Annotated in this window: 26 protein-coding genes; 9 read left to right on the top strand and 17 right to left on the bottom strand. The window is 68.9% G+C overall.

Annotation, left to right across the window (positions count from 1 at the left end; all coding sequences use genetic code 11):
* Nucleotides 1-35: 35 nt before the first annotated feature.
* From LSI54_RS05855 to LSI54_RS05845, 3 genes are all read left to right on the top strand, one after another.
* Nucleotides 36-683 (top strand): copper chaperone PCu(A)C, encoded by a 648-nt coding sequence (locus LSI54_RS05855; RefSeq protein WP_241470750.1) that lies wholly within the window; start codon nucleotides 36-38, stop codon nucleotides 681-683.
* Nucleotides 673-1971, top strand: a complete 1299-nt coding sequence (locus LSI54_RS05850; RefSeq protein WP_446740420.1) for a Dyp-type peroxidase — start codon at nucleotides 673-675, stop codon at nucleotides 1969-1971. The genes LSI54_RS05855 and LSI54_RS05850 overlap by 11 nt, the downstream gene beginning before the upstream one ends.
* A gap of 202 nt (nucleotides 1972-2173) precedes the next feature.
* Nucleotides 2174-2581 (top strand): YccF domain-containing protein, encoded by a 408-nt coding sequence (locus LSI54_RS05845; RefSeq protein ID WP_241466045.1) that lies wholly within the window; start codon nucleotides 2174-2176, stop codon nucleotides 2579-2581.
* A gap of 64 nt (nucleotides 2582-2645) precedes the next feature.
* On the opposite strand, the gene LSI54_RS05840 is transcribed toward LSI54_RS05845, so the two are convergent.
* Entirely contained in the window at nucleotides 2646-4076 is a 1431-nt protein-coding gene (locus LSI54_RS05840; RefSeq protein WP_241465803.1) for an aldehyde dehydrogenase family protein, read from the bottom strand.
* A gap of 236 nt (nucleotides 4077-4312) precedes the next feature.
* On the opposite strand from LSI54_RS05840, the gene LSI54_RS05835 reads away from it, so the two are divergent.
* Both LSI54_RS05835 and LSI54_RS05830 read left to right on the top strand, forming a co-directional pair.
* Nucleotides 4313-4690 (top strand): hypothetical protein, encoded by a 378-nt coding sequence (locus tag LSI54_RS05835; RefSeq protein WP_241477926.1) that lies wholly within the window; start codon nucleotides 4313-4315, stop codon nucleotides 4688-4690.
* Nucleotides 4691-4743: 53 nt separating this feature from the next.
* The gene (locus LSI54_RS05830) at nucleotides 4744-4914 is read left to right on the top strand and encodes a hypothetical protein (RefSeq protein ID WP_241465805.1); all 171 of its coding nucleotides are present in this window, start codon (nucleotides 4744-4746) and stop codon (nucleotides 4912-4914) included.
* A 2-nt stretch (nucleotides 4915-4916) separates the two neighbouring features.
* On the opposite strand, the gene LSI54_RS05825 is transcribed toward LSI54_RS05830, so the two are convergent.
* The 7 genes from LSI54_RS05825 to LSI54_RS05795 form a co-directional block, all read right to left on the bottom strand.
* Complete coding sequence (locus LSI54_RS05825) at nucleotides 4917-6359, bottom strand: bifunctional PIG-L family deacetylase/class I SAM-dependent methyltransferase (protein WP_241477924.1); 1443 nt, start codon at nucleotides 6357-6359, stop codon at nucleotides 4917-4919.
* Entirely contained in the window at nucleotides 6346-7383 is a 1038-nt protein-coding gene (locus tag LSI54_RS05820; protein ID WP_241477923.1) for an acyl-CoA dehydrogenase family protein, read from the bottom strand. The genes LSI54_RS05825 and LSI54_RS05820 overlap by 14 nt, the downstream gene beginning before the upstream one ends.
* Nucleotides 7380-8093, bottom strand: coding sequence for a glycosyltransferase (locus LSI54_RS05815; RefSeq protein WP_241465808.1), 714 nt, complete (start codon nucleotides 8091-8093; stop codon nucleotides 7380-7382). Before LSI54_RS05815 ends, LSI54_RS05820 begins: the two co-directional genes overlap by 4 nt.
* Before the next feature lie 189 nt (nucleotides 8094-8282).
* A complete protein-coding gene (locus LSI54_RS05810; protein WP_241477921.1) occupies nucleotides 8283-11078 on the bottom strand; it encodes an HAD-IC family P-type ATPase in 2796 nt (931 codons plus the stop codon).
* A 200-nt stretch (nucleotides 11079-11278) separates the two neighbouring features.
* Nucleotides 11279-12340: an NAD(P)-dependent alcohol dehydrogenase gene (locus LSI54_RS05805; protein ID WP_241465811.1), complete on the bottom strand. Its 1062-nt coding sequence runs from the start codon at nucleotides 12338-12340 to the stop codon at nucleotides 11279-11281.
* Between the two features lie 121 nt (nucleotides 12341-12461).
* Nucleotides 12462-12902, bottom strand: a complete 441-nt coding sequence (locus LSI54_RS05800) for an OsmC family peroxiredoxin (RefSeq protein ID WP_241465812.1) — start codon at nucleotides 12900-12902, stop codon at nucleotides 12462-12464.
* A gap of 159 nt (nucleotides 12903-13061) precedes the next feature.
* Nucleotides 13062-13904, bottom strand: a complete 843-nt coding sequence (locus LSI54_RS05795) for an alpha/beta fold hydrolase (RefSeq protein WP_241477919.1) — start codon at nucleotides 13902-13904, stop codon at nucleotides 13062-13064.
* A gap of 215 nt (nucleotides 13905-14119) precedes the next feature.
* Between LSI54_RS05795 and LSI54_RS05790 the strand changes: the two genes are divergently transcribed.
* Together LSI54_RS05790 and LSI54_RS05785 are read left to right on the top strand one after the other, a co-directional pair.
* A complete protein-coding gene (locus tag LSI54_RS05790; protein WP_241477918.1) occupies nucleotides 14120-14725 on the top strand; it encodes a TetR/AcrR family transcriptional regulator in 606 nt (201 codons plus the stop codon).
* Entirely contained in the window at nucleotides 14722-15231 is a 510-nt protein-coding gene (locus LSI54_RS05785; RefSeq protein WP_241477916.1) for a DUF3995 domain-containing protein, read from the top strand. The genes LSI54_RS05790 and LSI54_RS05785 overlap by 4 nt, the downstream gene beginning before the upstream one ends.
* On the opposite strand, the gene LSI54_RS05780 is transcribed toward LSI54_RS05785, so the two are convergent.
* The 5 genes from LSI54_RS05780 to LSI54_RS05760 all read right to left on the bottom strand — a co-directional run bounded on the left by LSI54_RS05780 (nucleotide 15209) and on the right by LSI54_RS05760 (nucleotide 20203).
* Nucleotides 15209-16255 (bottom strand): CorA family divalent cation transporter, encoded by a 1047-nt coding sequence (locus LSI54_RS05780; protein ID WP_241470740.1) that lies wholly within the window; start codon nucleotides 16253-16255, stop codon nucleotides 15209-15211. The two genes, LSI54_RS05785 and LSI54_RS05780, sit on opposite strands and share 23 nt — an antisense overlap.
* A 79-nt stretch (nucleotides 16256-16334) precedes the next feature.
* Nucleotides 16335-18068 carry an ABC-ATPase domain-containing protein gene (locus LSI54_RS05775; protein ID WP_241477915.1) on the bottom strand — a complete coding sequence of 578 codons (1734 nt, stop codon included), beginning with the start codon at nucleotides 18066-18068 and terminating at the stop codon, nucleotides 16335-16337.
* Entirely contained in the window at nucleotides 18065-19120 is a 1056-nt protein-coding gene (locus LSI54_RS05770; RefSeq protein WP_241465819.1) for a hypothetical protein, read from the bottom strand. Before LSI54_RS05770 ends, LSI54_RS05775 begins: the two co-directional genes overlap by 4 nt.
* Nucleotides 19121-19234: 114 nt before the next feature.
* Nucleotides 19235-19612: a DUF2267 domain-containing protein gene (locus tag LSI54_RS05765; protein ID WP_241470737.1), complete on the bottom strand. Its 378-nt coding sequence runs from the start codon at nucleotides 19610-19612 to the stop codon at nucleotides 19235-19237.
* 231 nt (nucleotides 19613-19843) lie between these two features.
* Nucleotides 19844-20203 (bottom strand): DoxX family protein, encoded by a 360-nt coding sequence (locus tag LSI54_RS05760; RefSeq protein WP_241477913.1) that lies wholly within the window; start codon nucleotides 20201-20203, stop codon nucleotides 19844-19846.
* A gap of 43 nt (nucleotides 20204-20246) precedes the next feature.
* Here LSI54_RS05760 and LSI54_RS05755 point away from each other — a divergent pair, with 43 nt between their 5' ends.
* Entirely contained in the window at nucleotides 20247-21098 is an 852-nt protein-coding gene (locus tag LSI54_RS05755; protein WP_241477912.1) for a UbiA family prenyltransferase, read from the top strand.
* A 50-nt stretch (nucleotides 21099-21148) separates the two neighbouring features.
* Here the strand turns inward: LSI54_RS05755 and LSI54_RS05750 are convergent, their stop codons facing one another.
* Genes LSI54_RS05750 through LSI54_RS05740 form a run of 3 tightly spaced genes read right to left on the bottom strand, consistent with a single transcriptional unit; the run spans nucleotide 21149 to nucleotide 24144 of the window.
* The gene (locus LSI54_RS05750) at nucleotides 21149-22297 is read right to left on the bottom strand and encodes an FAD-dependent oxidoreductase (protein WP_241478040.1); all 1149 of its coding nucleotides are present in this window, start codon (nucleotides 22295-22297) and stop codon (nucleotides 21149-21151) included.
* Between the two features lies 1 nt (nucleotide 22298).
* Nucleotides 22299-23057 (bottom strand): methyltransferase domain-containing protein, encoded by a 759-nt coding sequence (locus tag LSI54_RS05745; protein ID WP_241465826.1) that lies wholly within the window; start codon nucleotides 23055-23057, stop codon nucleotides 22299-22301.
* A gap of 4 nt (nucleotides 23058-23061) precedes the next feature.
* Entirely contained in the window at nucleotides 23062-24144 is a 1083-nt protein-coding gene (locus LSI54_RS05740; protein WP_241470733.1) for a type III polyketide synthase, read from the bottom strand.
* A gap of 109 nt (nucleotides 24145-24253) precedes the next feature.
* On the opposite strand from LSI54_RS05740, the gene LSI54_RS05735 reads away from it, so the two are divergent.
* A complete protein-coding gene (locus LSI54_RS05735; protein ID WP_241477910.1) occupies nucleotides 24254-25468 on the top strand; it encodes an acyltransferase family protein in 1215 nt (404 codons plus the stop codon).
* On the opposite strand, the gene LSI54_RS05730 is transcribed toward LSI54_RS05735, so the two are convergent.
* Nucleotides 25380-25949, bottom strand: coding sequence for a mycothiol transferase (locus tag LSI54_RS05730; RefSeq protein WP_241465829.1), 570 nt, complete (start codon nucleotides 25947-25949; stop codon nucleotides 25380-25382). The two genes, LSI54_RS05735 and LSI54_RS05730, sit on opposite strands and share 89 nt — an antisense overlap.
* Between the last annotated feature and the right edge of the window lie 83 nt (nucleotides 25950-26032).

The following is a 26032-nucleotide window of genomic DNA, read 5'->3' as shown; positions in this document are numbered from 1 at the left end:
TGAAGGGCCATGCGCCCGGAAGGAACACCACTGTCATGAAGAATCCCATTTGGACTCTCTCTGCCCTGGCGACAGCCGCAACACTGACGCTCACCTCTTGCAGCGAAGGCGGATCAGAAAGCACAGCGTCCGAGAGCCCGCAGACCGAAGCAGCCCAGGCCGAAGCGAAGGAGGATGCGCGCATCCAGAGCAGCCAGGACGACATGTGGGCGCGCGCCACCGATTCCGAGATGACCAGCGTCTTCGGCACTATCGAGAACCTGACCGATCAGGACCTCACGGTGGTGGCCGCCAGCTCCGAGGTCGCGGGAATCACGGAGCTCCACGAGATCGTGGAGGAGGACGGCCGACAGATCATGCAGGAGATCGAGGATGGCTTCATCATCCCGGCCTCCGGCTCCCTGGAGCTGCAGGCCGGGGGTGATCACCTGATGCTCATGGACCTGCAGCAGGAGCTGCTGCCCGGAGAGGTGTTCGACATCTCGCTGGAGTTCGAGGACGGCACGCAGGAGAGCATCAAGGCCATGGTCCGTGACGACGGCGGTCAGGACGAGCCCTACGAGCACGGCGGCGATATGGATCCCATGGACCACGGGAACGGCTCCGAGGGCGACGGCCCCGCGAGCCACGGTGACGCCAGCGGTCATGAACGCGATCACGAGTCCGATGATCATGAACGCTGAGGGGCCGCACGAGACCGACTCTGCGCGGACGGACTCGGGGCTCAGAGGCTCCGACCGAGCAGCTTCCCGGCATGGCTTCTCTCGCCGCGGCCTCCTGCTCGGCGCCGGGGTCGGCGGAGCAGGTGTGGCCGCGGCGGCCAGCATCGGCAGCGGGCTGCGCTGGGGTGACCCTGAGCCCGAGGTGCGCACCAGCAGATACGGCTCCGAGACCGTGCCGTTCTTCGGGGAGCGGCAGGCGGGCATCGACACCCCCGCTCAGGCTCATGCGCTCCTGATCGCGCTTGATCTGAGAGAGCCCCGCAATGCCGAAGGCATCCAGCGGCTGCTGCGGCTGCTCAGCGATGACGCCTCCAGGCTGACCGCCGGTCGACCGGCGCTCGCGGACACGGAGCCGGAGCTCGCTGGTAATCCTGCGAGCATGACGGTCACCTTCGGCTTCGGCCGACGGTTCATCGACAGGCTGGATCCTCGAGCCGCGCCCGCGTGGCTGAAGGATCTGCCGGACTTCGAGATCGACGAGCTCGAGCCCGCGCTGTGCGGCGGAGATCTGCTGCTCCAGCTCTGCGGCAACAACCCGATCTCGCTGGCTCATGCGCGCAGGATCATGCTCAAGAGCGCGCGAAGCGAGGCGCGGCCCCGGTGGATCCAGAACGGTTTTCGTTCAGCACATGGGGCCCAGGAGCAGGGATCGTCCATGCGAAACCTCTTCGGTCAGGTGGATGAGACCGTCCAACCTGAGCGCGGCGGGGACGGCAACGAGTTCGCCGTCTGGGGCCACCCGCCGTCGGGCTCTGCCAGTGCGCTCACCCCGTGGGTGGAGGGCGGCACATCGCTGGTGATCCGGAGGATCCAGATGGATATGGACGGGTGGGATGAGCTCGCCCGCAGCGGCAAGGAATCCTCGGTGGGGCGGGACCTGAGCGTCGGAGCACCGCTGACCGGCACCCGCGAACACCAGGATCCGGACTTCGAGGCCACCAGCGCGCTGGGCTTCCCGGTGATCGAGGAGTTCGCCCATATCCGTCGCGCCCGCCAGGTGGGGCCCGAGGAGCAGATCCTGCGCCGCGGCTACAACTATGACGATCCGGCGTCCGGTGAACAGATCAGCAACAGCGGTCTGATCTTCATCTCCTACCAGGCCGACGTCGACCGCCAGTTCCTGCCCATCCAGAGGCGCCTTGCGGAAGGGGACCGGCTCAACGAGTGGACCACCCCTGTCGGCAGCGCAGTCTTCGCCGTGCCGCCCGGGTGTCAGCCAGACGGCTTCATCGGCGACTTCCTCATCTGACCTCACCCCGAAGGGGGCATTCAACGACTACCGACATCAGGGCAGTCGAGCCTGCCCAGAACCGCCCCCCCCCTGCGAGGGAGCCAGGGCGGTGCGCTCAGGGGTCGCTGGGTGTAGAGACGACAAGCGCGAAAGCAGAGCAGGACCGCTGCCCTTCTGAGCGCAGCCGCGGATGCTATTGAATAGTGAGATGAACTCCACGATCTCTACGATTCTCAATGTCATCTGGCTCCTCTTCGGCGGCCTGTGGCTGGCCCTGGGCTACTTCATCGCCGGGATCATCTGCTGCCTGCTGATCATCACGATCCCCTTCGGCCTCGCGTCCTTCCGGATCGGGGCCTACGCGCTGTGGCCGTTCGGCCGCACGATCGTTGACCGCAGCCCTCGGGGTGCAGGTCTGTTCACCACCATCGGCAACGTGATCTGGATCCTGGTGGCGGGCATCTGGATCGCCATCGGCCACGTGCTCACCGCGATCCCGATGTTCATCAGCATCATCGGGATCCCGCTGGGCATCGCGAACCTGAAGCTGATCCCGGTCTCGCTGATGCCGCTGGGCAAGGTCATCGTCACCTCCAACGCGGTGCTGCCCACCTACCGCCACGCCTGAGCAGCCGGTTCGGCCTCCGAGGCGGGCAGAAGGCGGGCCGAGGGCGGGCAGCGCGAGCCCGGCGTCAACCCTTGAGCAGGATCCGCCGCATGCCCCAGGAGATCGGTGCCTTCGCGAGCCGGGTCGGATCGAAGCCGGGAAGCTTGCGCAGCACGCCGCGCTCATGGCTGAAGGTCGCCACGCTGTACTCGCCGTGATAGCGGCCCATGCCGCTGGCGCCGACCCCACCGAAAGGCAGGGTGGACACCGCCAGCTGCGTCATCACGGTGTTGAAGGTGATGCCACCGGATGAAGTCCGCTCGAGGAAGTCCTCGCGCACCATAGGGTGCTCGGTGAAGGCGTAGAGCGCCAGCGGCTTCGGCCGCGCGTTGATGAACTCGATGGCCTCGTGGTGGTCCGCCACCGTGAGGATCGGCAGGATCGGACCAAAGATCTCGTCCTGCATGACCGCCGAGTCAGGCTCCACATCCAGCAGCACCGTGGGTGCGATGTACCGGGCAGAGACCTCCGCCGAACCGCCGATGACCGCGCGGCCGGAGCCCAGCAGCCCGGCGAGGCGCTCGGCGTGACGCTCATTGATGATCCGCCCGTAGTTCTCCGCGCGTGCGGGATCGGAGCCGAAGGCGCGGCGCGTGACCCGGGCGATCTGAAGGGCCAGCGGCTCGGCGAGCTCGGGAGTGGTCAGCAGGTAGTCCGGCGCGACGCAGGTCTGGCCGCAGTTGCTGAACTTGCCCCACACCAGCGCCTCAGCCGTGGCGGTGAGATCAGCCGAGGAGTCGATCCAGACCGGGGACTTGCCGCCGAGCTCCAGCGTCACCGGGGTCAGGTGCTTCGCCGCGGCGGCCATCACGATCGAGGCCACCGTGCCGTTGCCGGTGTAGAAGATGTGATCGAAGGGGTGCTCCAGCAGTCGGGTGGTCTCTTCGACTCCGCCCTCGACCACCTGCACGGCCTCGGCGTCGAGGTACTCCGGGATCAGCTCCGCCACGGTCGCCGAGACCGCAGGAGCCAGCTCGCTCGGTTTGAGCACCACCGAGTTTCCGGCCGCCAGCGCGCCGATCAGCGGCATCAGCAACAGGTGGAACGGGTAGTTCCAGGGGCCGATGATCAGCACCGTGCCCAGCGGCTGGCGCTGCACATGCGCGCGAGCGCTGCCCACGATGAACGGGACCGAGGTGCTCCGATCCCGGGTCCAGCGCTCAAGGTTCTTCACCGCGTGCTTGACCTCGGACTTCACCGAGAGGACCTCGGTGAGATGAGCGTCGACGTCGTTCTTCCCCAGATCCGCGGCCATCGCCGCATGGATCTCCGGTGCCCGCTCCTCGAGCAGCCGCAGGATGCCCCTGAGCTGGTCCCGGCGCCAGTCCATCGACCGAGTGCGGCCGCTGTTGAAAGCGGCCCGGGTCCCAGAGACGCAGGCGTCCACGCCGGCAAGGGGGGTGGAGATCTGCTTCGCGGGAGTGCTGCGCACCTCGGCGGGGGTGTATGGCGTCATGGAGTGAACCTCTCAGGTCAGGGCGTCCTCCCCACCCTACAGATCACGAACCCGCCCCGACCTGGATCAGGAGACGGTGGAGAAACAGCCGTCTCACCTCGTCAGAGGCTGATGACACTGACTCTCATTTTGCGTTAGATCCGTTAATAGTTATACCTTCTAACAGTAAGGTTGATGAAGAGGCAGATGCGTTACTGCAACAGGGGGGCAGCCGCCAAAGGGTCCGGAGAAATCAGATGAGCGCACGAGCATTCCCCAACAGCACGATCACGCCGGGAAACCCGACGCCTCAGCCCGTCCCGCGGGAGACGCACGGCCATGTGACCCAGGAAGCGGCCCAGCGAATTCGCTGCATGCGCTACGACCAGATGGCCAAGGCGGCATCCGCCGGCCTCATGGCTCACCCACATGTGGAGTCCGCAATCGTGGAGATCTCCGGCGACGACGCCGGTCTGGTCTTCCAGCTCAGCTGCACCATCAATGCCGACTCTGATCCCTCCGATCTGATGGAGACGATCTCCCAAGGCGTGATCTCGAACATCGAGCGGATGCTCGGCACCGAGTTCGCCTCCCGGCGGCTGCACTTCAATCGAAGCCTCTGCAGCGCCGCCTGAGCGCGGCCACCTCCCATAACGACTCACCGCCACACCTTCTTGAGGAGCCCGCCATGGACACCACGCTGATCCAGACGTTCAATGCATTCTTTCTGGCTGCCGTGGTGCTCGCCGTGCCCGTGCTGATCCTCGCGGGGATCTGGACCGCCACCGTGGAGCTCCGCCGTCCGGTCCCCGCGACGGTGGAGATTCCGGCCGGGAGCCGAGCCGTCAACCAGCCCTGACCTCAGTGCAGAAACTCGGTCTGGGCCACGCTCGGGCCCGCCGGGCCGAGCACGTCGATCAGCATGTCGAGATCCTCATAGCTGCCTTGGACGGCCCAGCCGGGCACCGCCCGCAGGTCGGCCCGGATCTGCTGCGCTGAGCGGAACGCCTGGGCATCGGGGTGGCGCCAATGCACCGACACCAGATGGCCGCCGGACTCCAGGGTCTGCGATGCTCGTGCCAGGACCGCAGCCCACTGGGAGTCGCTGAGGTAATAGGCCAGCTCGCTGATCATGATCAGATCGAGCCTCCCGGCGGGCCAGTCCTCGATGCTGGCGTGCCGGAACGTCACGTTCTCGGCCACGACCCGCTGCGCCGCCACGTGCAGCGCTGAGCCGGAGATATCGGTGGCGAGGACCTCATCGCATCGCTGCGCCAGCAGCTCGGTCACGCCGCCGATGGAGCAGCCCGGCTCGAACGCTCGGCTGTAGCGAGCCCGGGGGAGCACGGCCATGGTCAGCCCGTATTTGCGCTGTTCATACCAGCGGGTCGTGACTCCCCACGGGTCCGATCCCCGCGCATGGAGGCCCTCGAAGTCCAGCGGTGTCCCCGGGAAGACGATCTGCTGATCCCGCAGCACAGTGTCCAGCATGATCGGGGTGAGCACGGGCTCACCGGGGTTCCGGTCCACCGGCGTGCCATGCTCGGTCCCCAGCTGAGAGGCGAAGGCGGCGACCGCGCGGCCCCGGACCTGCGCAAGCTCGGGGTCGATCGGGATGGAGCGCGCCGCGGTCCACGGAACCTCCGGCGGACGGCCGGGCTCTGACGTCGAGTCCGAAGGTGTGCTGTGCAGCCACAGCCATACCGGGTACTGCACCAGCGCGGCGTTGCGCTGCGCCGCGGCGGCAACAGCCACCTCGCCGCAGGTGTCATGGTCCGGGTGCCCATCCCGAGAGAGCGGAGCCGCTAAAAGGGTGCCGCCGGGCATGTCCTGCAGGGCGGCGCCGATCGCTTCGGCGAGTGGTTCGCGGTGGGCGGCGAGCTCGCCGTCGGGCAGGTGCAGCCGGATGCGCTGCAGACTGCCTGGACCGCGCGGGCCCGGGGTGAGTCTGCGCAGCTCCTCCAAGGCCGCCTCGGATTCGGCGGTGCGGATCTCGGCGAGCTGATCTGCGGGAATGCTGCTGGGAGGATGGGACCCGGTGCCGTCGGTGGCGGCCAGGACCCGCACGGGTGAGCCGCTGCGCAGTCCGGCGGCGATCAGCGCGGCCGCTCCGAGCACCTCATCATCGGGGTGCGGAGCCACAACCAGCAGCCCGGGCAGGTCTTGGGGGATCCAGCGTCCCGCGGCGTCGATCTCGCCGATGCCCCATTCCGGCACGTCCGCGTCATAGTTCACCAGCGCGGCACGGGTGTTGTGCGGCGCCTGAGCGCCGTGGAAGGTCCGCGGGGTCTCACCAGGTGTCATGACCGTCCCCGATCAGGTGGTCCCAGCTCAGCCCGTCCTCGGCCATGACCGCGGGGAGTGCTGCCTCATCGGTCTCCGCGTGGGACTGCCGGATGTAGACGCCGAGATCGGCGACCCGCTGAGCGTGGATCGCATCCGAGGCGAGCGGTCCGGGTCCCAGAGCGCGGCCGGTGCGGTCGATGATCTCGGCGGCCAGGCGGTCGATGTAGGTGCGCACCGCGAAGGCCTGCGCCTTCGCCAGCGGCAGGTTGTGCGGGTCGGCGTCCACGGCGCGGGCGGTGCTGCTCAGCAGCGCCCAGCCAGCGGTCAGGGCGGCGGCTGCAGCCCCGGCGTGGGCCCGCAGGATCGGTGAGGCGCTGGGCGTGGTGGCCCGGGTGAGCAGCGGGGCGGCGACGGCGCGGGCGGCGCCGTACCAGCAGGCGGCCACCCCGATGCCGCCGTGCCAGAAGCCGGCACGGTCAAGGTAGTCGGCATGTGTGCCCAGCGCGGTTGCGGGCACCTGCTCGAAAGACACCCAGCCCGAGTCGCTGGCGGCCATCCCGACCGCCTGCCAGGTGTCGGGCACCGGGGAGACGCCGGGGGAGGAGAGGTCCACCGCGAAGAGCGTCTTCTGCGCAGCGCCGGCGGCTGAATCCTGGACTGGACCCGCGGCGTCCGACGCCACGGCCGCGGTGAAGACAGTCGCGGTGACCAGTGCATGGCTGCACAGCGAGGCCCCGGAGCACCAGGGCTTGGTGCCGGTCAGCGTCCAGCCCTGGCCGCTGCGCGTCGCGGTGAGCACCGGGGCCGGTGGCTCTGCGGCCCATACTCCCCAGAGCTCCCCGGCGGAGACCATCTCTGGCCGGCCCAGGTCCGTGCTGATCGCCACAGCATCGGCGTGGGCCTCATAGAGCCTGCCCGCCACCGTGTTCTGCGCGGTGAGCTCTGCGAGTCGGCGCCAGCGCCGGGCGGTCTCACCACGCCCAGGCAGCGGAGGCATGGGCTGGCGGAGGTGGGCGTGCACCTCGCGGAGAAGATCGGTCATGCGTGCAGGGCTCCCAGGGTCTGTGCGAATCCGCGCGGGGCGCGGCCGGTGGTGCGCCGTGAGGTCATCACCGGCATATCGGTGGCGGTGACCACCACGGCGTCGCTGCGGCGCAGCCGGGCCACCAGGTCCACATCCTCGTCATCGGCGAGGCTTCGGAATCCCGCCACTGCCCGGTAGGCGCGGGCGGTGAACGCCAGATTGGCACCGTGGATGTGGCTGTGTCGGCGCCCCGTGATCTTCTCGGCGTATTCGGCGGCCCAGGCCAGGCCCACCGGGTCGGCCCCGGGTACGGGGGCCAGCATCACCGTGCCCACGACGACGTCGGCGCCGCGGTCTCGATGCTCGGCCTGCTTGGCGAACCAGTCCAGTGGGACATGGCTGTCGGCGTCGGTGGTGACCAGCCACTGTTCCGCCCCGAGCGGGGTGTCAGTGACGTCTGCCAGGCCGGTCAGTGCATGCTCGAATCCGGCCGCCCGGGCAGCGCCGACGTTGTTGGCGCCGATCTCGAGCACCTCGACGCCAGCAGAGCGGGCGATCGCGGCCGTGTCGTCCGTGCAGGCGTCGGCGACGACGATCAGCCGCAGCTGAACATCCGCGTGATGTGCTGAAGCGCGGACCGCGGTGACTGCGGCACCGATGGCTCCAGCCTCGTCGTGGGCAGGAATCACGACGATCACGTGCGGGTGCTGAGCGGAGTGGGCTGTCACCAGATTGAGTCTAGGCTCTCCGCGGGGCCGGGTGTCACCGCGATCCGAAGCTTAGGTCCTGGCTCTGCCTCGGCGCCGGCCCTGATCCTCCGGGTCCGGGTGGTGCCGCCGAGAACCAAGATTCACCCCATGAGCCGATCCGACCTGAGGATCAGGGCAGGTGCACACGCCAGGCGGTGTGCATCGTGTCTAGCTGCCGGGCGCTTCGCGAAGTCTCGGTGCACGCCGACCCGCGTAGAGCACCAGCTTCAGCAGCTCGGTCAGCACCAGGACCACCAGCCCTGCCCCCACGGTGATCAGCAGGTAGAACGGATCCAACACCGCGGTGTCGAAGATCGTGTGCAGCCAGGGCAGGTAGATGAACCCGGCCTGCAGCAGGGTCAGCACCGCGACCATCAACCAGGCGATCTTGTTCTTGAACAGGACCGAGGGTCGCAGGCTGAAGCTCTCCAGCGATTTCACGCTGAAGAGGTAGAAGACCTGACAGACCACCAGCACCGTGGTGGCCAGGGTGCGGGCGACCTCCAGATCGTCACCGACGTCCATGCGCCAGCGGAACACGATGATGGTCACCGCGGCGATCAGCAGTGAGACCACCGCGATCTGCACCACGTGGCGGGCCTCCACGATCCCGGCATTGGGATCCCGCGGCTTGCGCCGCATGATCCCGTCCTCGGCGGGCTCGAAGGCGAACGCGAAGGCCAGCGTGACGCCGGTGACCATGTTGACCCAGAGCACCTGCAGCGGGGTCAGCGGAAGGGTCCAGCCGAAGGCCACGGCGAAGAGCACGACTGTGGCCTGGGCGCCGTTGGTGGGCAGCAGAAAGACCAGCGCCTTGCGCAGGTTGTCGTAGATCCTGCGGCCTTCCTCGACCGCGGTCTCGATGCTGGTGAAGTTGTCATCGGCGAGGACCACCTCGGCGGCGTCCTTGGTGACCTCGGTGCCCTTGAGTCCCATGGCGACGCCGACGTCGGCCCGGCGCAGCGCGGGGGCGTCGTTGACGCCGTCGCCGGTCATCGCCACCACCTCGCCCTCGGCCTGCAGGGCGCGGACCAGGCGCAGCTTGTGCTCCGGGGAGGTGCGGGCGAACACGTGATGGCGCTGGGCAAGCTCGCGCAGCGACTCGTCGTCGGTGGCCTCCAGCTGAGTCCCGGAGATGGCCCCCTCACCATTGTCGATCCCCATCAGCCGGGCGATCGCGGTGGCGGTGCCGGCATGATCACCGGTGATCATCTTGACCTGGATACCGGCGTCGTGACAGACCTTGATCGCGTCGATCGCCTCCTGCCGCGGAGGATCCACGATCCCGACCACCCCGACGAAGATCAGCTCCTCGCCGAGGTCCTCCACGCTCAGGGACTCGCTGTCCTGCGCATGAGCGGGACGGTAGGCGGCCGCGAGGACGCGCAGGCCGTCTGCTGAGAGCGCGTCGATGTGCTCATGCCACGCGGCCGTGTCGAGCTCCTCGGTCTCGCCCTGCGCGGTGAGCTGTGTGGCGGAGCGGGCCAGCAGCCGGTCCGGGGCGCCCTTGATCAGCACGAGGGTCTCGTCCTCGGTCAGCTGTGCGGTGGTGGCCATGAGCTTGTTCTGCGAGCTGAAGGGCAGCGTGGCAAGCCGTGAGCCGGAGGAGTCGTCGAAGCCGAGCTTGCCGGCCAGGGACTTCAGTGCGCCCTCGGTGGGCTCCCCGGCGATCGCCCAGCCGCCGGCGTCGTTGCGGATCAGCTCGGTGTCATTGGTCAGGCTCATGATCTCCACGAACCGATGCAGCCCCGGGTGGTCCAGGCTGATCCGTTCGCCGTCCCGGGTGACCTCACCCACGGGCACGTAACCGGTGCCGGAGATCTCGAGGGTCTCATCGGCGAGGACCACGCGCTCGGCGGTCATCTCGTTCTTGGTCAGCGTGCCGGTCTTGTCCGAACAGATGGTGGTCACGCTGCCCAAGGTCTGCACCGCGGAGAGCTTGCGGGTGATCGCGTTGCGCTTGGCCATGGTCTGCACGCCCAGCGCCAGGGTGATGGTGATCAGCGCCGGGAGTCCCTCGGGGATCGCGGCGACGGCGAATCCGGCGGCGGCCTGGAGCAGCTCGGTGATCGGGGTGCCGTGCAGGCCCCAGCCCAGCCCGACCAGCAGCAGCGTCAGCACCAGCACGCCCAGGGAGAGCACCTTGCCGAAGCGGGCGATCTGTCGGGTCAGCGGGGTCTGAAGGGTCTCGACCTCGGACATCATCGTGTTGATGCGTCCGATCTCGGTGTCCTCCCCGGTGCCGACGACGACGCCGGTCGCGGTGCCGGAGGTGAGCAGGGTGCCGGAGAACGCCATGGAGGTGCGATCCCCCAGCGGTGCGCCCTCCTCACTGGGCTCGGTGGTCTTCTCGGACGGGACGGATTCGCCGGTGAGGGCCGATTCCTCGATCGCGAGGTCGGCGGTGTCGATCAGCCGGACATCGGCGGGGACCTTGTCCCCGGTGCGCAGCCGCACGATGTCGCCGGGGACGACCAGCTCGGCGTCCACCGTGGTCCAGGAACCCTCCCGACGGACATCGGCGCTTGGTGAGAGCATGTTGCGGATGCCCTCCAGGGCGCGTTCGGCGCGGCCCTCCTGCAGGAAGCCCACGACTGCGTTGATCACGACGACCATCAGGATCACGATGGTGTCGGCCCAGTGCTGAAGCAGTGCGGTGAGTCCGGCGGCGCCGATGAGCACGTAGATCAGCACGTCGTGGAAGTGCCTGATGAACCGGATGAACGCGTTGTCCTGATCCGGGTCCGGGAGCCGGTTCGGGCCGTGCTTCTCCAGGCTGGCCGCGGCCGCCTCGGCGCTGAGGCCCTGTTCGGACTCGACCTCCAGACGGCGCAGCACGTCCTGGTGCCCAAGCGCGTAGGCCGAGGCGACATCCTCTGCGGCTGCGGCTGCGGCTGCGGTTGGGGCTGGGGCTGTGTCCGCGGAGGCATCAAGCGTGGACGGGGTCTGGGCGGGTGAGCTCACAACTGTTCCTTCGTTCCCGGGGTCATCGGGTGCTCCCCAGCCTACGGGTGCTGCCTGCGCGCTGCTTGGAGCGATCACCCAGGCAGCCGTTCACCGCCATGACGAACGCCCCGCCGCGCAGGGAGCGCTCTGTGAGCTCCTTGCCCGGCGGGGCGTTCGGTGTGACCCGGCTGAGGTGGCACCCGGGTCGTTCAGTGTGCTCAGGCGGCGTCGGCCTGCTCCAGTGATGCGATGTCGATGACGGCGCGGTAGCGCACGTCACCGGAGACGACCTTCTCGTAGTACTCATCGACCTGGTCGGCGCTGATCAGCTCGATCGTCGAGGTGATGCCGTGCTCGGCGCAGAAGTCCAGCATCTCCTGGGTCTCGGGAAGCCCGCCGACCATCGAGCCGGCGTAGTTGCGGCGCATGGCGAGCAGCGAGAACATCTGGAAGGACTGCTCCTCGCTCGGTGCACCGACGTTGACCATGGTGCCGCCGCGGCCGAGCAGGCCGAGGAAGGAGTCCAGGCTGACCGAGGCGCCGACGGTGTTGATGATCAGGTCGAAGCTGCCGGCGAGATCTTTGAACGCCGAGCCGTCTGCGGTGGCGCGGTAGGCGGTGGCGCCGAAGGCCAGGCCGTCTTCCTTCTTGCTGTCGGTGCGGCTGAGCACGGTGACCTCGGCGCCCATGGCGGCGGCGATCTTCACTGCCACGTGGCCGAGCCCGCCCATGCCGATGACGCCCACGTTGACGCCGGGGCCGGCGCCGTAGCGCTTGAGCGGTGCGTAGGTGGTGATGCCCGCGCAGAGCAGCGGGGTGGTGGATGCGGGGTCCATGCCTTCGGGGATGGTGAGCACGAAGTGGTCGCGCACCACGATCTGCTGGCTGTAGCCGCCGTGGGTGTTCTCACCGAACTTGTCCTGGCCGTTATAGGTGCCGACCACGCCCTGGCTGCAGAACTGCTCCTCGCCGTCCTTGCAGGCCTCGCACTCCATGCAGGAGTCGACGAAGCAGCCCACGCCCACGGTGTCGCCGACGCTGAACTTCGAGACCGACGATCCGACCTCGACGACGTCGCCGACGATCTCGTGGCCCGGGGTGATCGGGAAGGTGGTGCCGCCCCATTCGTCGCGGACCTGGTGGATGTCGGAGTGGCAGATTCCGGCGTAACGGATGGCGATCCGAACGTCATCGGCGGCCAGGCTGCGGCGCTCGAGGGTGCGTGTGGTGAAGCTGGACTCGGCGCTGTCGGCCTGAAGTGCAGTGATCGTCGTGGTCATGAAGGGTGATTCCTTAAAGCTGGTGGAAAGAGAGGTGGACACGGCGCAGGGCCGCGGCGGGCAATGGATGCGCGCCGCGACCCTGCAGCAGTGTGCTGGACCCCAGGAGGTCCTGCCGGGTTCAGCTCTGGAAGGTGGCGTCCAGGGTGATCTCGACTCCGGTGAGCGCCTTGCTGACCGGGCAGCCGGTCTTGGCTTCTTCGGCGGACTTCAGGAAGGTGTCCTCGTCGATGCCGCTGACCTCGCCGTTGACGGTGAGCTTGATCCCGGTCAGCTTGAAGCCGCCCGCAGGATCGGCGCCCAGGGAGACGTCGGCACGGACGTCGAGGGCCTCCACGGTGCCACCGGCGCCGGAGAGCACGGCTGAGAGCTGCATCGCGTAGCAGGAGGTGTGGGCTGCGGCGATCAGCTCCTCCGGGCTGGTGCTGCCGTTGGCCTCGTCGGCCGAGCGCTTGGGGAAGGACACGTCGTAGGTGCCGAGCTTGGAGCTGCTGAGCTCGACCTGGCCGGAGCCCTCTTCGAGTGATCCGTTCCAGGCGGTGCGTGCTGTGCGTGTAGGCATAGTGAGTCTCCTTGAGTGTGGGTGCGCAGGGTGCGTGTCCGCTGAGTTGGTCTGCGCAGGGCTGATGGGTTCAGCGTCAGTCTCGCGGCTGTGTCCGGATGGTTCCTGGACATGTCAGCCGTGGCCGGCACTGACGGGGTTCTGCTCTGGTGGAGGTGATCAGGACCGCAGGAAGGTCAGCAGGTGCTCGTTGACCTCCTGGGCGTGGGTCCAGAGCATGGCATGGGGGGCGTCGTCGATCTCGTGATACTCCGCGCTGGGCAGCGCCTTGTGAAAGACCCGGCCGGTGGAGTCGATCGGCAGGATGTTGTCTGCGGTGCCGTGGACGATCAACGTGGAGACGCCGGAGCGGCCGACGGCGGCGACGTCCTCGCGGAAGTCGGTGAGCCAGGTCGGTTGGGCCCAGACCGAGGCGTGCGGGGAGGCGGCGTAGGCGAGGTTCTTGTGCGCCGCCAGGGCCTCCTCGCTGAGTCGGCTGCCGAGGGTGTCCTTGGTGTTGAAGAAGTCGTCGAAGAACGCTGTGAAGAAGGCGTAGCGATCGGTGCTGACGGCGTCGAGGAGGCCGTCGAAGACCTCCTGCGGCACGCCGGTGGGGTTGTCCTCGGTCTGCAGCAGGAAGGGTTGGAGCGAACCCAGGAAGACCGCCTTGCTCACTCGGTCCGAGCCGTGGTCGGACAGGTAGCGGGCGACCTCGCCGGTGCCCATGGAGAAGCCGACCAGCACGGCGTCGCGCAGGTCCAGTGACTCCATGAGGGTGTTGAGGTCGGCGGCGTAGGTGGTGTAGTCGTGTCCGGTGGTCGGGCGGGAGGACTTCCCGAACCCGCGACGGTCATAGGTGATGACGCGGCAGCCCGCGTCGAGCAGCGCGGCGGTCTGCTTCTCCCATGAGGAGCCGTCCAAGGGGTAGCCGTGGATGAGCACGACGGGCTGACCCGCGCCGTGATCCTCGTAGTAGAGCGAGATGTCTGTGCTGTTCTCGGTTCCGACGGTGACGCGTGACATGTCAGTTCCTCCTTGAGGTTCGGAGAACGTTCGTTCTCCCTTCGCCTCAGCCTAGGAGAACCACCGTTCTCTGGCAAGTACACTGGGATGAAAGCACCATGAAGAGCACGCAAACGTGCGGGTGCGCAGAACGCTGGGACACCGCAGCGCTGAGACAACCGCAGCGCTGCGACCACGGAACTCTGCGTCACCGAAACTCTATGGGAAGGGCTGCGATGATCCGTCAGGGGGACGCACACCTGCAGAAGTCTGCTGATCCGCTCCGCCGGAGAATCGTCGAGGCGGCGGACGAGCTCTACTACGCCCAGGGTTTCCGCGCCGTGGGCATGGACGCGCTGAGCCAGCGCGCCGGTGTCTCGCTGAAGCGCCTCTACACGGTGTTCCCGTCCAAGGAGTCGATCGTGCTCGCAGTCCTGGACTACCGCCACCGGATGTGGGCCGATGAGATCGCCGCCGCGGTGGCGCAGGAGGCCACGCCGCGCGGCCGGCTGCTGGCGATCTACGACTACCTCGCCGGGTGGTTCCGCTCAGACTCCTTCCGCGGCTGCGTGTTCGTCAATGCCTTCGGCGAGCTGGCCACAGAATCCCCCGCCGTGGCCACCAAGGCGGCGGAACACAAGCGCGACTTCCGGCGCTATATGGAGCGGCTCGCGGTCGAGGCGGGGTTCTCCGAGGAGCTCGGAGATCAGCTGATGCTGCTCGCCGAGGGCGCACAGACCACTGCCGCGATCACCGGAGACTCCTCGATGGCGCTCAAGGCCCGCCGCGCCGCCGAAGCGCTGCTCAGCGTCGAAGAACCCGTCCAGACCCAGCCGGTGTGATGAAGAAGCCGACGGTGCTGATCTGGTGCGCAGGTCTGCTCGGCCTGCTCAACGCGGCGCCGAGCTACTACTGGGCCTTCGGTGGTGATGCGCTGTTGGAGACCATCGGGCAGTGGCTGATCACCCTGCGGACCGATATGCCGGTGCTGACCAGCCTCGCGCTGCTCGGGATCGGCCTCGGCAAGACGCTCGCGGTGGTGATCCCGCTCGTGGCGGCGCGCCTGCTGACGTCCAGCCCGCTGCCGTCCCAACGGCTGACCTCTCGCAGTCGCCGGCCACGCCCGGCGCTGTGGTGGAACCTCTCCCGGCTGATCGGCGCCGGGCTGATCCTCTATGGCGCCGCCGGACTGGGGATCAATGCCGGACTGCTGCTATGGCCCGGGCTGGATCTGCAGGACCCGACGGCGCGGCTGGGTCAGGCCCTGCTCTGGTATCCGATGCTGCTGGTCTGGGGGCTGGTGCTCGCCGCAGGGCTGCGTCGGCTCAGAGCCAGTGTCGCCGCTTGAAGACCGTCCACAGCGTCAGGCTGAGCCCGACCATCAGCGCCACCGCCACGGGGTAGCCCCAGGCCCAGGACAGCTCCGGCATGTGCCGGAAGTTCATCCCGTAGATCGAGGCGATCAGCGTCGGCGCGAACAGGATCGCCGCCCAGCCGGAGATCTTCTTGCTCTGCTCTCCCTGGGCGTAGGAGGCGTCAGCCAGGCGGCGGGTGGCATCGTTCTGCTCGATGGTCAGCAGCGTCGAATGCAGCGCGACGGCGTTCTCCAGATGCGAGCGGAGCAGCTCCACCCGGTCCCGCATCCGCCGGGTCCGCATGATCAGATCGGTCCAGGTAGAGGACTCCTCCCCGGGCGCACTGGACTCGGCGGCCTCTGCGCCGCGTTCGGTGGCCACCGATTCCAGCGGCCGCATCGCCCAGTCGAAGCGATGCACCTTCTGCAGCAGCTGATAGATCCGATGCGAGAGCGCCGCATCGAGCCGGGCCTCCTGGAACAGGACGCCCTCCATCGCCTCGATGGCATTCTCGAGTTCATCCAGCGCCACCGGGTACTCCCGCAGCACCGCACCGATCAGGCCTGCGATGGCATGGGAGGAGGTCACAGAGACGCTCGGATGGGCCAAGCGGGTGCTCTCCCGCAGCGCCTGCATGCCGAGCGGCGCCTGACCTGGCTCGTCGGCCTGGACTGTCACCACGAGTCCTTCTGCGGCGAGGACGCGCAGCTCCGAGAAGCGGAACCTTGTGACCTGGTTCGGCTCATCGATGGTGGTGGAGACCCGGTGCAGCACGGCGGCCACTGATTCCGCCGAGGCGGCAGGAATGGGCAGACGGCTGCGATTCCCGCAGAGGAACTCGAGCTGTGGTTCGCGCAGCCCCAGCGCGGCGGCGGTGTCCTCGAAATCGGGAATGTCCTCCCCGCTGAGGTCTACCCAGAGCAGCACCGTCGCAGGGCTGGTGTCGGGCGCCCCGGTCGGGGACTGCACCTCGGAGCTCGCCCCGTCGGCGGTGAACCGCCGCATGGTGATGGCCATTGCACCCCCTGTGATCCCGGCACGATCAGGACCTGCCCTGATGCCGGACTGGATCTCAGGGTAGCCCAGCGGGCACTGCTCAGTGCAGGGTCAGGCCGCGGTACCTATTGATCGCGGCGTGGATCTCGTGCGGCCGTGGGCGGGCGAGATGGCCGGGGTGCCCGCGATGCGGGGAGAGGGCATCCAGACCTTCAGCGTCGATGCGGTCCACCAGTTCGGTGACCAGCGTGGGCATGTCGCGTTCACCGTCGGCCTGCTCGGCGAGGCGGTCCAGCGCCTTGGCCAGCGCCTCGGTCTGCGCCGGGTCCACCAGCTGGGCCACAGCGGTGAGGTCGACATCCTCGCGGCCGTACTGGATCATCCGGTGTCCGCGGCTGCGGGCGGGCTTGGTCTTCTTCGCCGGATGCAGCGAGGCGCGGTGCGGAACTCGGGGCGGGACGTCGGTGAAGACCGTCTCGACCGGGGGCTCCGCGGCAGGGGGGTCTGTGGCCGCCGCGGAGGTGCTCGAGGCTGCCGGGCGCGCCGTCGTCGTCTGGTGGTCTTCGGCGATGCGGTGCGCCTCGGCGGTGACCTCGCGCAGCGTGTAGTCCTGCAGGGCGATCACCTGGTCGGCGACCTGGAAGAAGGCGCCGGAGCCGCCGGCCACCAGCACGGTGGAGACTCCGCGCTCGGTGAAGAGCGGGCGGACCCGGTCCACGAACGGAGTGATCGGCTCGCGCTCGGCCGGGATCAGCTGGCGCATCCGGTCGTCGCGGATCATGAAGTTCGTCGCCGAGGTGTCCTCATCGATGAGCAGGGCCCGGGCTCCGGCTTCCACGGCCTCGACCAGGTTGGTGGCCTGGGATGTCGAACCCGAGGCGTTGGTGCTGGAGAAGCTGCGGGTGTCCGCACCGGAGGGCAGCCCGGAGATGAAGGGGGAGATGTCGACGCCGGCGGCACTGCGGCCGTCCTCGGCCCGGATCGAGACCGCGGAGGCGCCGGTGATGACCCATTCGCGGCCGTCCCCGGCGATATGCGGATAGACCCCGCGCTCGATGGCGCGCAGCAGGGTCGACTTGCCGTGATAGCCGCCGCCGACGATGACGGTGACACCCTCGGGCACGCCCATTCCGGCGACCTCTCGGCCGCTGGGCAGGGTGAAGCTGCGGCGAAGCGCCTCGGGGCTGGTGAACTCGACCGCGCCGTCGCCGAGCGGCAGGTCGGAATCCCCGGCCTGTCGGGGCAGCACGGAGCCGTCGGCGGCGAAGGAGATCAGCTTGGCCGCGGTGAGCTGCGTGCGCAGGTCCTCCTGATCACGCAGCAGCGTGACGTGGGAGCGCAGCGCGTCCTGGTCCAGGCTGGCGTGCAGCAGCGAGGACTCGGCGAGGCCGGGCAGGGTCTCGGTGAGCAGCCGGGCGGCTTTGCGGCCCAGCGCCTTGCGTCCTGCCGCGGGCAGCGCCACGAAGAGACGTGCTGTGATCAGCTCCTCTGTGATGACCACGCTGGTGCGCTCGAGCACCTGCTGCCCGGGCCGGCCGATGCTGATCCCTTCAGCGGGACTGGCGGCGACGGCGTCGGCGAAGGCGCGGGTGAGGAAGTCGCTGGCGGCGATCCGTCCGAGCCGATCATCGAGCAGCTCTGCCGGCAGTCCGGCGTCGTCGCGGCGGAGGCTGATCCGCATCAGCGAGGGCGGCGCGAACGGGTCCACCTGCACCTTGTCCACGCTCAGGGTGAAGCGGCCCAGGGCGTAGCGGCCGCTCAGCTGCCTATAGGACGCGTACCCCCGGCCGTCGATCGCGGTCAGGGTCTGCTGCAGGGTCTGCTGGTCGTTCATGCGCTCTCCGTGTATTCGCGCTGGCGTTCGCGCTGTCCGTGGGTCAGTCGGCGCAGGTCCACGCCGGAGTCGAAGCTTGATCCGATGGCGCCGGCGAAGACGCCCATCCCGGCGCTGAACCAGGCGATGTTCAGATAGTTGAGCAGGCTGGCCTCGCCGCCGATGATCGTCGCCAGGTATTCGGCGTCGATGATCACCAGCCCGGCGAGGAAGATGACCGCCACCAGGAGGAGGTAGAGCATCAGGATGCAGGCCAGCAGGGTGATCGCGGTGGACCCGTTGTAGAGGGTGACCACGGTGGCGAGGCTGCGGTTCTTCGGGCGGTCCCAGAGTCCGTCGCGGATGATCAGCCAGATGATCATGGTGACCACCGCGGCGAGCCCGACCAGCATCAGCCGGGTGGGGCTCAGCGCATCGGCCATCTGCCAGATGGAGCTGTAGAAGATGCCGAAGGCGCCGGTGGCCGCACCTGCGGCCAGCGCGCTGGAGAGCTTCGGGACGGTGCGCAGGGGATCATTGCCCAGCGCCATGCCCAGCACGGTGCGCGGACCGCCGGTGAGGGTGTGGGCGAAGAGGCCCAGGCCCTCTCCGCGTTCGGTGGGCTCCCACTGGCTCCAGCGCTGGTCATACTTCTGCGGATCCGGTCCGGAGCCGGGGGGCAGCAGGCGCAGCAGCGAGCCGGTGAAGACCTTCTGGATGCGGCTCTTGGTGGCCCAGGCGCCCAGGGTCGGGCAGGACACGATCGCGACGTTGTGCTCGGGGAAGATCTCCGAGATCAGCGGGTGCCCCTTGGTGTGGCGGGGGATCTCGGTGAGCATGATGACGGCATCAGCCTCGGCATGATCCGCCTCCATCTCGCGCACCGCGTCGATGTCCAAGGTGGCGTCGGGGCGGATGCGCAGCATCCGGGTCGCACAGGAGACCGTGACCTCCCCGTCGAGGAGCTTGCGTGCCTCCTCGGTGAAGCCTTCCTGGATGGAGTTCACGCGCCGGGTGGGCAGACCGGGATCGGCGAGGAGCCTGATGTGGAACGGTTTCGCGGGTTCAGACACAGCCTCAGGTGCTCCTTCGCTGTTGGTGAAGGGGCCTCATCGTGATGAGGTCACCCTCCCGCTGGGCCGGTGGCCCAGCGGGACATGCCCATGGAGCGGGCGGGCGAACACCTGCTAGGCGAAGAGCGGTGCGAAGCCTGTCGGCAGCTGCGAGCGCAGGTCCTTGATCTCACCCTCGGAGACGGAGTCCGAGAGCGTGGAGAACACTGCTTTGACCTGGGGAAGAGCTTCCTCGGTGCCGAGGCCCTGCTCGAGCTTGCCGGCCACCCGACGCAGGAACTCATCGACATCATCGAGCGTGTCTGTGCCGGCGTTGTCGGTCAGCGGAGCCTTGAGCTCCTCCGGCAGCTGCGCGGCAAGGTTGCTCGCTTCGCCGCCCTTGAGCCGCTTGCCGAGGTCCTCCAGCACCACGTTCACCAGCTGGCTGGCCTGATCGCGATCCGAGGGACCGCCCTTCTCGGCGACGGTCTTCAGAAATTCGTCGTGGCGCATATGTTGCTCCTTCACGTGCTGGGGCCAGCGGGCCTTGCGCGGAAACGACAACGTCCGCTCTCACGTGCCTGCAGGGTTCACACTTGCGCAGGCGGGCCCGACTGACCGGTGCCTCCACGGTAAACATGGGACCCCGGGCTCTGTCGAACCACAGGTCTCAGCCGTGGTCACACCTGTGACTCATCCATGGCGCCGCCCAGATGATCCCCGTCTCGACGCGGACGCAGCGGCCTACTCGCCCCGCGCGATGCGCCAGGCGGCACGGACCAGAGGCACCTGCAGCGGAAGCCGCGCCAGGGCGATGTTCCGCGCGCTCGGCCGGTGCCAGTACCTCTGCACCGAATAGATGTTCGCGGGGTAGACGGCGAGCATCAGTGCCGCGGTGCAGACTCCGCCCACCCGGCGGGTCGCCGGGACGGCCAGCAGGGCCGCGCAGCCGAGCTCGGCGACACCGCTGGCGTAGGTGATGCGGCGGCGATTCCCCAGCTGCGGCGGCACGATGGCGTCGAAGGGTTCCGGCCGCAGGAAGTGCATGACCCCGGCGACGCCGAGGAGCCCGGCCATCGATGCTGCGCGCTGCGTGCTGTTCATGGGTCCTCCGAGGGGTGGGATGTCGGGGTGAGAGACTGACCTGATGGCGATCCTGAAAGTGACTCGAGGTCTGTGGGGATCCTCTCATCCCGGACCGACCGTCGTGGTGACGACCCTGACTGCTGCCCTCGCGGTCTCGGCCGGACTCGGTGTCGAGCGCATCCTGTTGCTCGCGCTCGCGGTCTTCCTCGGCCAGCTCTCGGTGGGCATCTCCAATGACGCCTTCGACGCCGAACGGGATCGCGCCGTCGGGCGCAGCGACAAGCCAATCGCGCGCGGAGACCTCAGCGTCCGCGCCGCCTGGGCGGGTGCGATCAGCTGCCTGACGCTGGCGCTGCTGCTCTCCGCGCCGCTGGGGCTCGGGCTGCTCGGCGCCCACCTGGTCTTCCTCGCCGCCTCCTGGGCCTATAACGCCGGGCTGAAGGCCACAGTGTTCTCACTGGCCCCGTTCCTGCTCGCCTTCGGGCTGTTCCCCTCCTTCTCGACCCTCGCGTCCCCGGCCTCGGCGTTCGCCGCACCCTGGGCCTGGTTCGCCGGCGCCGCACTGGGTGCCGCCATCCATCTGACCAATGTGCTCCCAGACCTCGACGACGACGCCCGCACCGGCATCACCGGCCTCCCGCACCGGCTCGGTGCCCGGCCCTCGGCGGGGTTGGCCGCGGCGGCGGTGCTCGCCGGCGGGGTCGCCGTGACCGCAGGCTCCGCCGGGTGGCAGCTGGACCAGGTCCCGGTGATCTCCTGGGTGTTCCTCCTCCTGGTCAGCTCGGTGGCGCTGCTGGCGCTGGGCCTGGCGGCGCGGGCCCGCTCCGGTCGGGTGCTCTTCCGGCTGGTGATGCTGGCAGCGCTGCTGCTCGCGGCCCAGCTGGTGGTGGCGGGAGGATCCCTGGCCGGCTGAGATGCCGCTGGTACTCGGCTTGCGGCGCACTGAAGGCGGCCGGCTGAGGCTCAGGCCTCGGCGTCGAATCCCATGGCATAGGCGTGGGCGAAGGCCCGGCCGGCGCCTGGGCCCAGCATCAGCCGCACGCCGCCCCGGCGCGCGGAGTCCGCCGTCGGTGTGAGCGGCCGGCCGAGCCGGGTGTTCAGCGCCGCCAGCTGGGCCGCCCGGCGGGCCGAGCGCAGCCGGGCGCGTTCCCAGCGCCGCAGCTCCGACTCCGGCGCGGTGCCGGTGCGGACCCAGGCGGTGAGCAGCGGGGCCAGGGTGGCGGCATCGAGCAGGCCCAGGTTCATCCCCTGGCCACCGATCGGGCTGACCTCATGGGCGGCGTCGCCGATGACCAGAAGCCGGTGATCGCGCAGCGCCGGCGCGACGAATCGACGCACCCCGAAGCCGCTGACCTGCCCGGTGAGCGGCTGACCGTGGGCGGCCAGCGTGCGTTCCATCCGGTCACGCTGCGCAGCCGGGTCACGAGATGTGGGGTCCGCAGAGCTGGGGTCCTGGGAGGTGCCGAGGGAGTCCCAGGCGACGAACCGGCGTCGTCCCTGCGGCAGCGGGAAGGACTCCAGCACTCCGGCGGGCTCGAGGTGGACGACGGCGGTGCGCGCGTCCTGCTGCTCGAACGCCTGCTCATCAGACACGTCAGCGTCGGTCATCAGGTACCGGTCCGGGTAGGTGTGCGCGAGCGTAGACCGGTAGACCAGCTCCCGGGAGCGCGGACCCCCGGCGAGAACCACCAGCGGTGCCTGACGGGGCCCGGCGCCTGTGTCGACCTCCACGTGTTCAGGCCCTGGGCGCAGCGCGCCGACGCTGACCCCGCGCTGCGGGACCGGGGCAGCCTCGGAGAACACCGCCTCGGTGCCGGACTGGGGGAGGGTGGCGACGAAGGGGAACCGGGCGGGGAGTCGATCAAAGCGCACTTCGCCGAGCACCCGCCCCTGCGCGCGGGCCTCCCCACGGGTCACCCGGACTGCCTGATCAAGCAGCCCTGCGGTCAGCCCGGAGCCCTCCAGAGCGGCGAGCACCGGGGCGTGGACTCCGATGGCGCGGCTGTCACCGCTGCCGTGACCGCGCTGTTCCAGGATCTCCACATCGATCCCGGCTCGGCGCAGCAGGCCACCCATCAGCAGCCCCACCGGGCCGGCGCCGATCACGATCACCTCAGCCAAGGCCGGGCGCTTCCGCGATCAGCCGGAACGGCGACGGAGAGCTCACGGTCCAACCGGAGCCCAGGGCGGCGGAGAGCTCCTCGTGCCGGTAGCTGCGCCGGATCGAGCGCAGCCCATCGGTGCGCAGAAAGGTGCCAGGCGCGAGCGGGGTGATCCCGACGGCGTAGAGGCTGTAGGCGAGCCGGCCGCGGGCGATGTCGCCATGCAGCACGGTGCCGGTGGAGAGCCGCCGCGAGGCGCCGGTGAAGTCGAGCAGGCCAGGCGAGTCAAGGTGGTGGAGCACATGGTTGGACAGGACGACGTCGAAGCTCTCGCCCTGGTCCAGCAGCGCGTCGGCGTCGGCGCACAGGAATCTCACCCGGGGTGGCTGCGGCGGGGTGTCGGAACCGAGCTTCTCCGTGCGCTGGTTCTGGATCCGCTGTTCCTGGGTGTTCTGGGCCGCCTCATGGGCGCGCGGATCAGGATCCGCCCCGGTCCACTGCACCTCCAGGCCGTCTCGGGCTGCCAGCTGCGCGAGCCGGGTGACGACGTCTCCGCCGCCGGAGCCCAGGTCGAGCACCCGTGCCGGTCTGTCCAGGCTGAGCAGCGTCGGGCGCAGCCGGGTGCGGTAGACCTGGTTCCAGCCCGAGATCAGCCGGTTGATCAGGTGGAATCGTCGCAGGGTCGCGTCGAGGCGGACAGGGTCACAGTCGGGATCATCCATGAGCTCGCGCAGCTGCGCGTCGCGGACGGAGAGGTTGACCCGGCTCATCGGGTCACCGGGTCTTGCACAGCAGGGCGGATTCCACGGTGAGCCCGGGCCCGAAGGCCAGTGCGGCGATGCGGCCGCTGACCGTGGGGTCGGCGAGGAGCTGGCGCAGGATGAACAGGATGGTCGCACTGGACATGTTGCCGTGGTCGCGCAGCACCGCGCGGGAAGCATCGAGGGCTGTGGCCTCAAGCTCCAACCCGGCCTCCACCCGGTCCAGGACGCTGCGGCCTCCCGGGTGGACGGCCCAGCGGGCGGGGGCCCCCTCCTCACCGAGGAAACGGTCGACGGCGGCGCGGATCTCACGGCCGATGATCCTCGGGACCTCGGCGGAGAGTCGCATGTTGAACCCGTGATCCCCGATCGTCCAGACCATGTCGGACTCGCCTTCGCTGGTCAGCGCGGTGGCGAACCGTTCCAGCACGATTCCGCCGGGGGTGCCGAGGCGTTCGTCGGCGGTGACCACTGCGGCAGCGGCGCCGTCGGCGAAGACCGAGGCCGCGACGATCTGCTCGGAGTCCGCGGTGTCGCGGATGTGCAGCGAGCACAGCTCCACGCAGACGACCAGCACCGCGGCCTCGGGCTGCGCGGCGGTGATCTGAGACGCCGTGCGCAGCGCCGGAAGGGCGGCGGCGCAGCCCATGAATCCCAGGTGACTGCGTTCCACGGTCTCGGGCAGGCCGAGGTCGCGGATCAGCCGGAAATCCAGGCCCGGAGCGAAGAATCCGGTGCAGGAGACGGTGACGACGTGAGTGATCTGGCTGGGGGTGAGCGCCGCCTCCGACAGGGCGGAGCGCGCGGCGTCGGCGGCCAGGTCTGGGGCGGTCCGTCGGTAGAGCTCATTGCGAATCCCTGTGGTGGGGGAGAGCAGTCTGGAATCCTCGCCGACGAAGACCCCGTCCGGGGTGCCGCCCAGCCCGGTGAGCACCGAGTGGCGGGTCTCGATGCCGGCGGCGTCGAAGGCTGCCCCGATGAGCCGGCGGGTCAGCCGGCTGGCGTCGGGCTGATCAGCGAAGAAGGCGCGCAGGTCTCCCTGGGGCACAGAGGTCGCCGGCAGTGCCGTGCCGATGGAGATGATGCGCGCGGGCATGTCACCACTAAACCATGACGACGAGCCTCTCCGCCGCCGAGGTCGCGCCGAACGCCATGAAAGCAAGAAAAGGCTTGCCGAAGAGAGATGCCTGGTATTTGATAAACCCGTGACACGAGACTCGGTGCAACCCGCGCGGGACGCCACGATCGACATCGCTAAGGCGCTGGCGATAATCCTGATTGTCCTGGGCCATGTATGGCGAGCCCTGGAGCCGGCGGAGCTGGTGGAGGACCCCCTTCTGACACAGGTCGATTCCGTCATCTACATGTCTCACCTGTCGGTCTTCGCGTTCCTGGCGGGACTCTTCGTCGCCTCGGGGATGCGCCGGGATGGCGCCTGGCACTACGCCCGGGCGCGCTCGGTGACCTTCCTCTGGCTCTATATGCTCTGGTCCACGCTGCAGCTGCTGCTGAAGATCGGCATGGGCTCGGCCGTGAACGACCCGGTGCATCCGGTCGAGCTGCTCATGATCTGGGAGCCGAAGGAGCAGTTCTGGTTCTTCGGCTGGATCACGGTGATGATGCTGCTCGCCGCGGTCGCGAAGCCCTGGCGCAGCCAGCGGGCGGCCGTCGTGACCCTGGGCCTGGCAGCGCTCGGTTCTGCCGTGGTGTGGGGCCTGAACTGGAGGATCCTCGGCGGCGAGGGGCTGGCGCTGACGGTCTTCTTCTTCCTCGGCGTGGTGCTCACCGGGAAGCGCCTGCTCAGCTGGGTGCAGCGGTTCGGGGTCGGCTGGGCGGGCGGCGTCGTGATCGGCGCCGGGGCAGTGTGGGTGGTCCTCGGCTACACGCTGCTGGCCACCCCGCCCACCGCCTATGGCGACATCCGCACGGCGCCCAGCGTGGCACTCGGGTTCATCGGTTCGAGCGCCGGCGTGCTCGCCATCCTGGCAGTGGCGCTGCTGTTGGCACGGATGGGCCACCGGGCCCGGTGGCTCGCCCGCATCGGGGAGCTGTCGTTGGTGATCTTCGTGGCGCACATCTTCTTCACCGCCAGTACACGCATCGTGCTCGGCATGCTCGGCGTGGAGGCCCTCGCGGTGCACGTGGCCCTGCCGACCCTGGGCGGGGTGATCGGACCGTTGATGATCTACGCGGTGGCGCAGCGGCTGGGGCAGGACTGGCTGTTCGAAGCCCCGGAGTGGCTGCGCCAGCTCACCGGAGCCGTGCCGAGCCGCAGCGCGGGTGCCGCCCGTTCAGAGGCTGGCCGGCCCGGCGCCCCCGAGCTCGGCGGACCTACGCCTGACGCTGCCCGCCCTGATGCTCCTCACCGTGCTGCTCCGCGACCTGAGGTTCCTCAAACGCGGCAGGACCCATCCCGGTGACGTAGGCGGCCTGGGCGATATGCGCCACCGCGTCCAGCGAGAGGCTGATCAGCCGTGCCCCCCGCGTCACGGGCGGGTGCCACTGGGTGTCGATGACCTCCTCGAGATCGGCCTCGCCCAGCGAGTCCAGATAGGACAGCTGTGCCTCGACGACGGCGCGCAGATGCTCCAGCAGCAGGTCCGGGTCGCTGACCCGGATCCGCCGTGCGTGGGTGCCGGTATGGCCGAACCCCATGTCGTGGGCACCGAGATCCAGGGCGAACCGCTCAGCGAAGCCCTGCACCGTCCAGACCGGTTCCTGCCCGGAGAGGCTGGCAAGCTGCTCGTCGATCTCTCGGGCTGAATGCCAGAGCAGCCAGGCGATGGAGTTGTGATGATGCGGGTGTGCATTGAGCAGCTCTGATGTCAGCGCTGGGCGCAGCGCGTGCACCTCTTCGAGCGGGCGACGCGCGATGTCTTTGAGGATCTCGATGCTGCTCATGGCTCTCCTGAACCTCTCGGCACCCGGGTGGTGCCTGCCTGCGGGTCAGCCGCGCCGGGACGCGATCGCTTCCCGGCGACCTG

The organism is Nesterenkonia sp. AY15, from assembly GCF_022565855.1.
GTDB lineage: Bacteria > Actinomycetota > Actinomycetes > Actinomycetales > Micrococcaceae > Nesterenkonia.
This window is presented reverse-complemented; position numbering and strand designations above follow the sequence as displayed.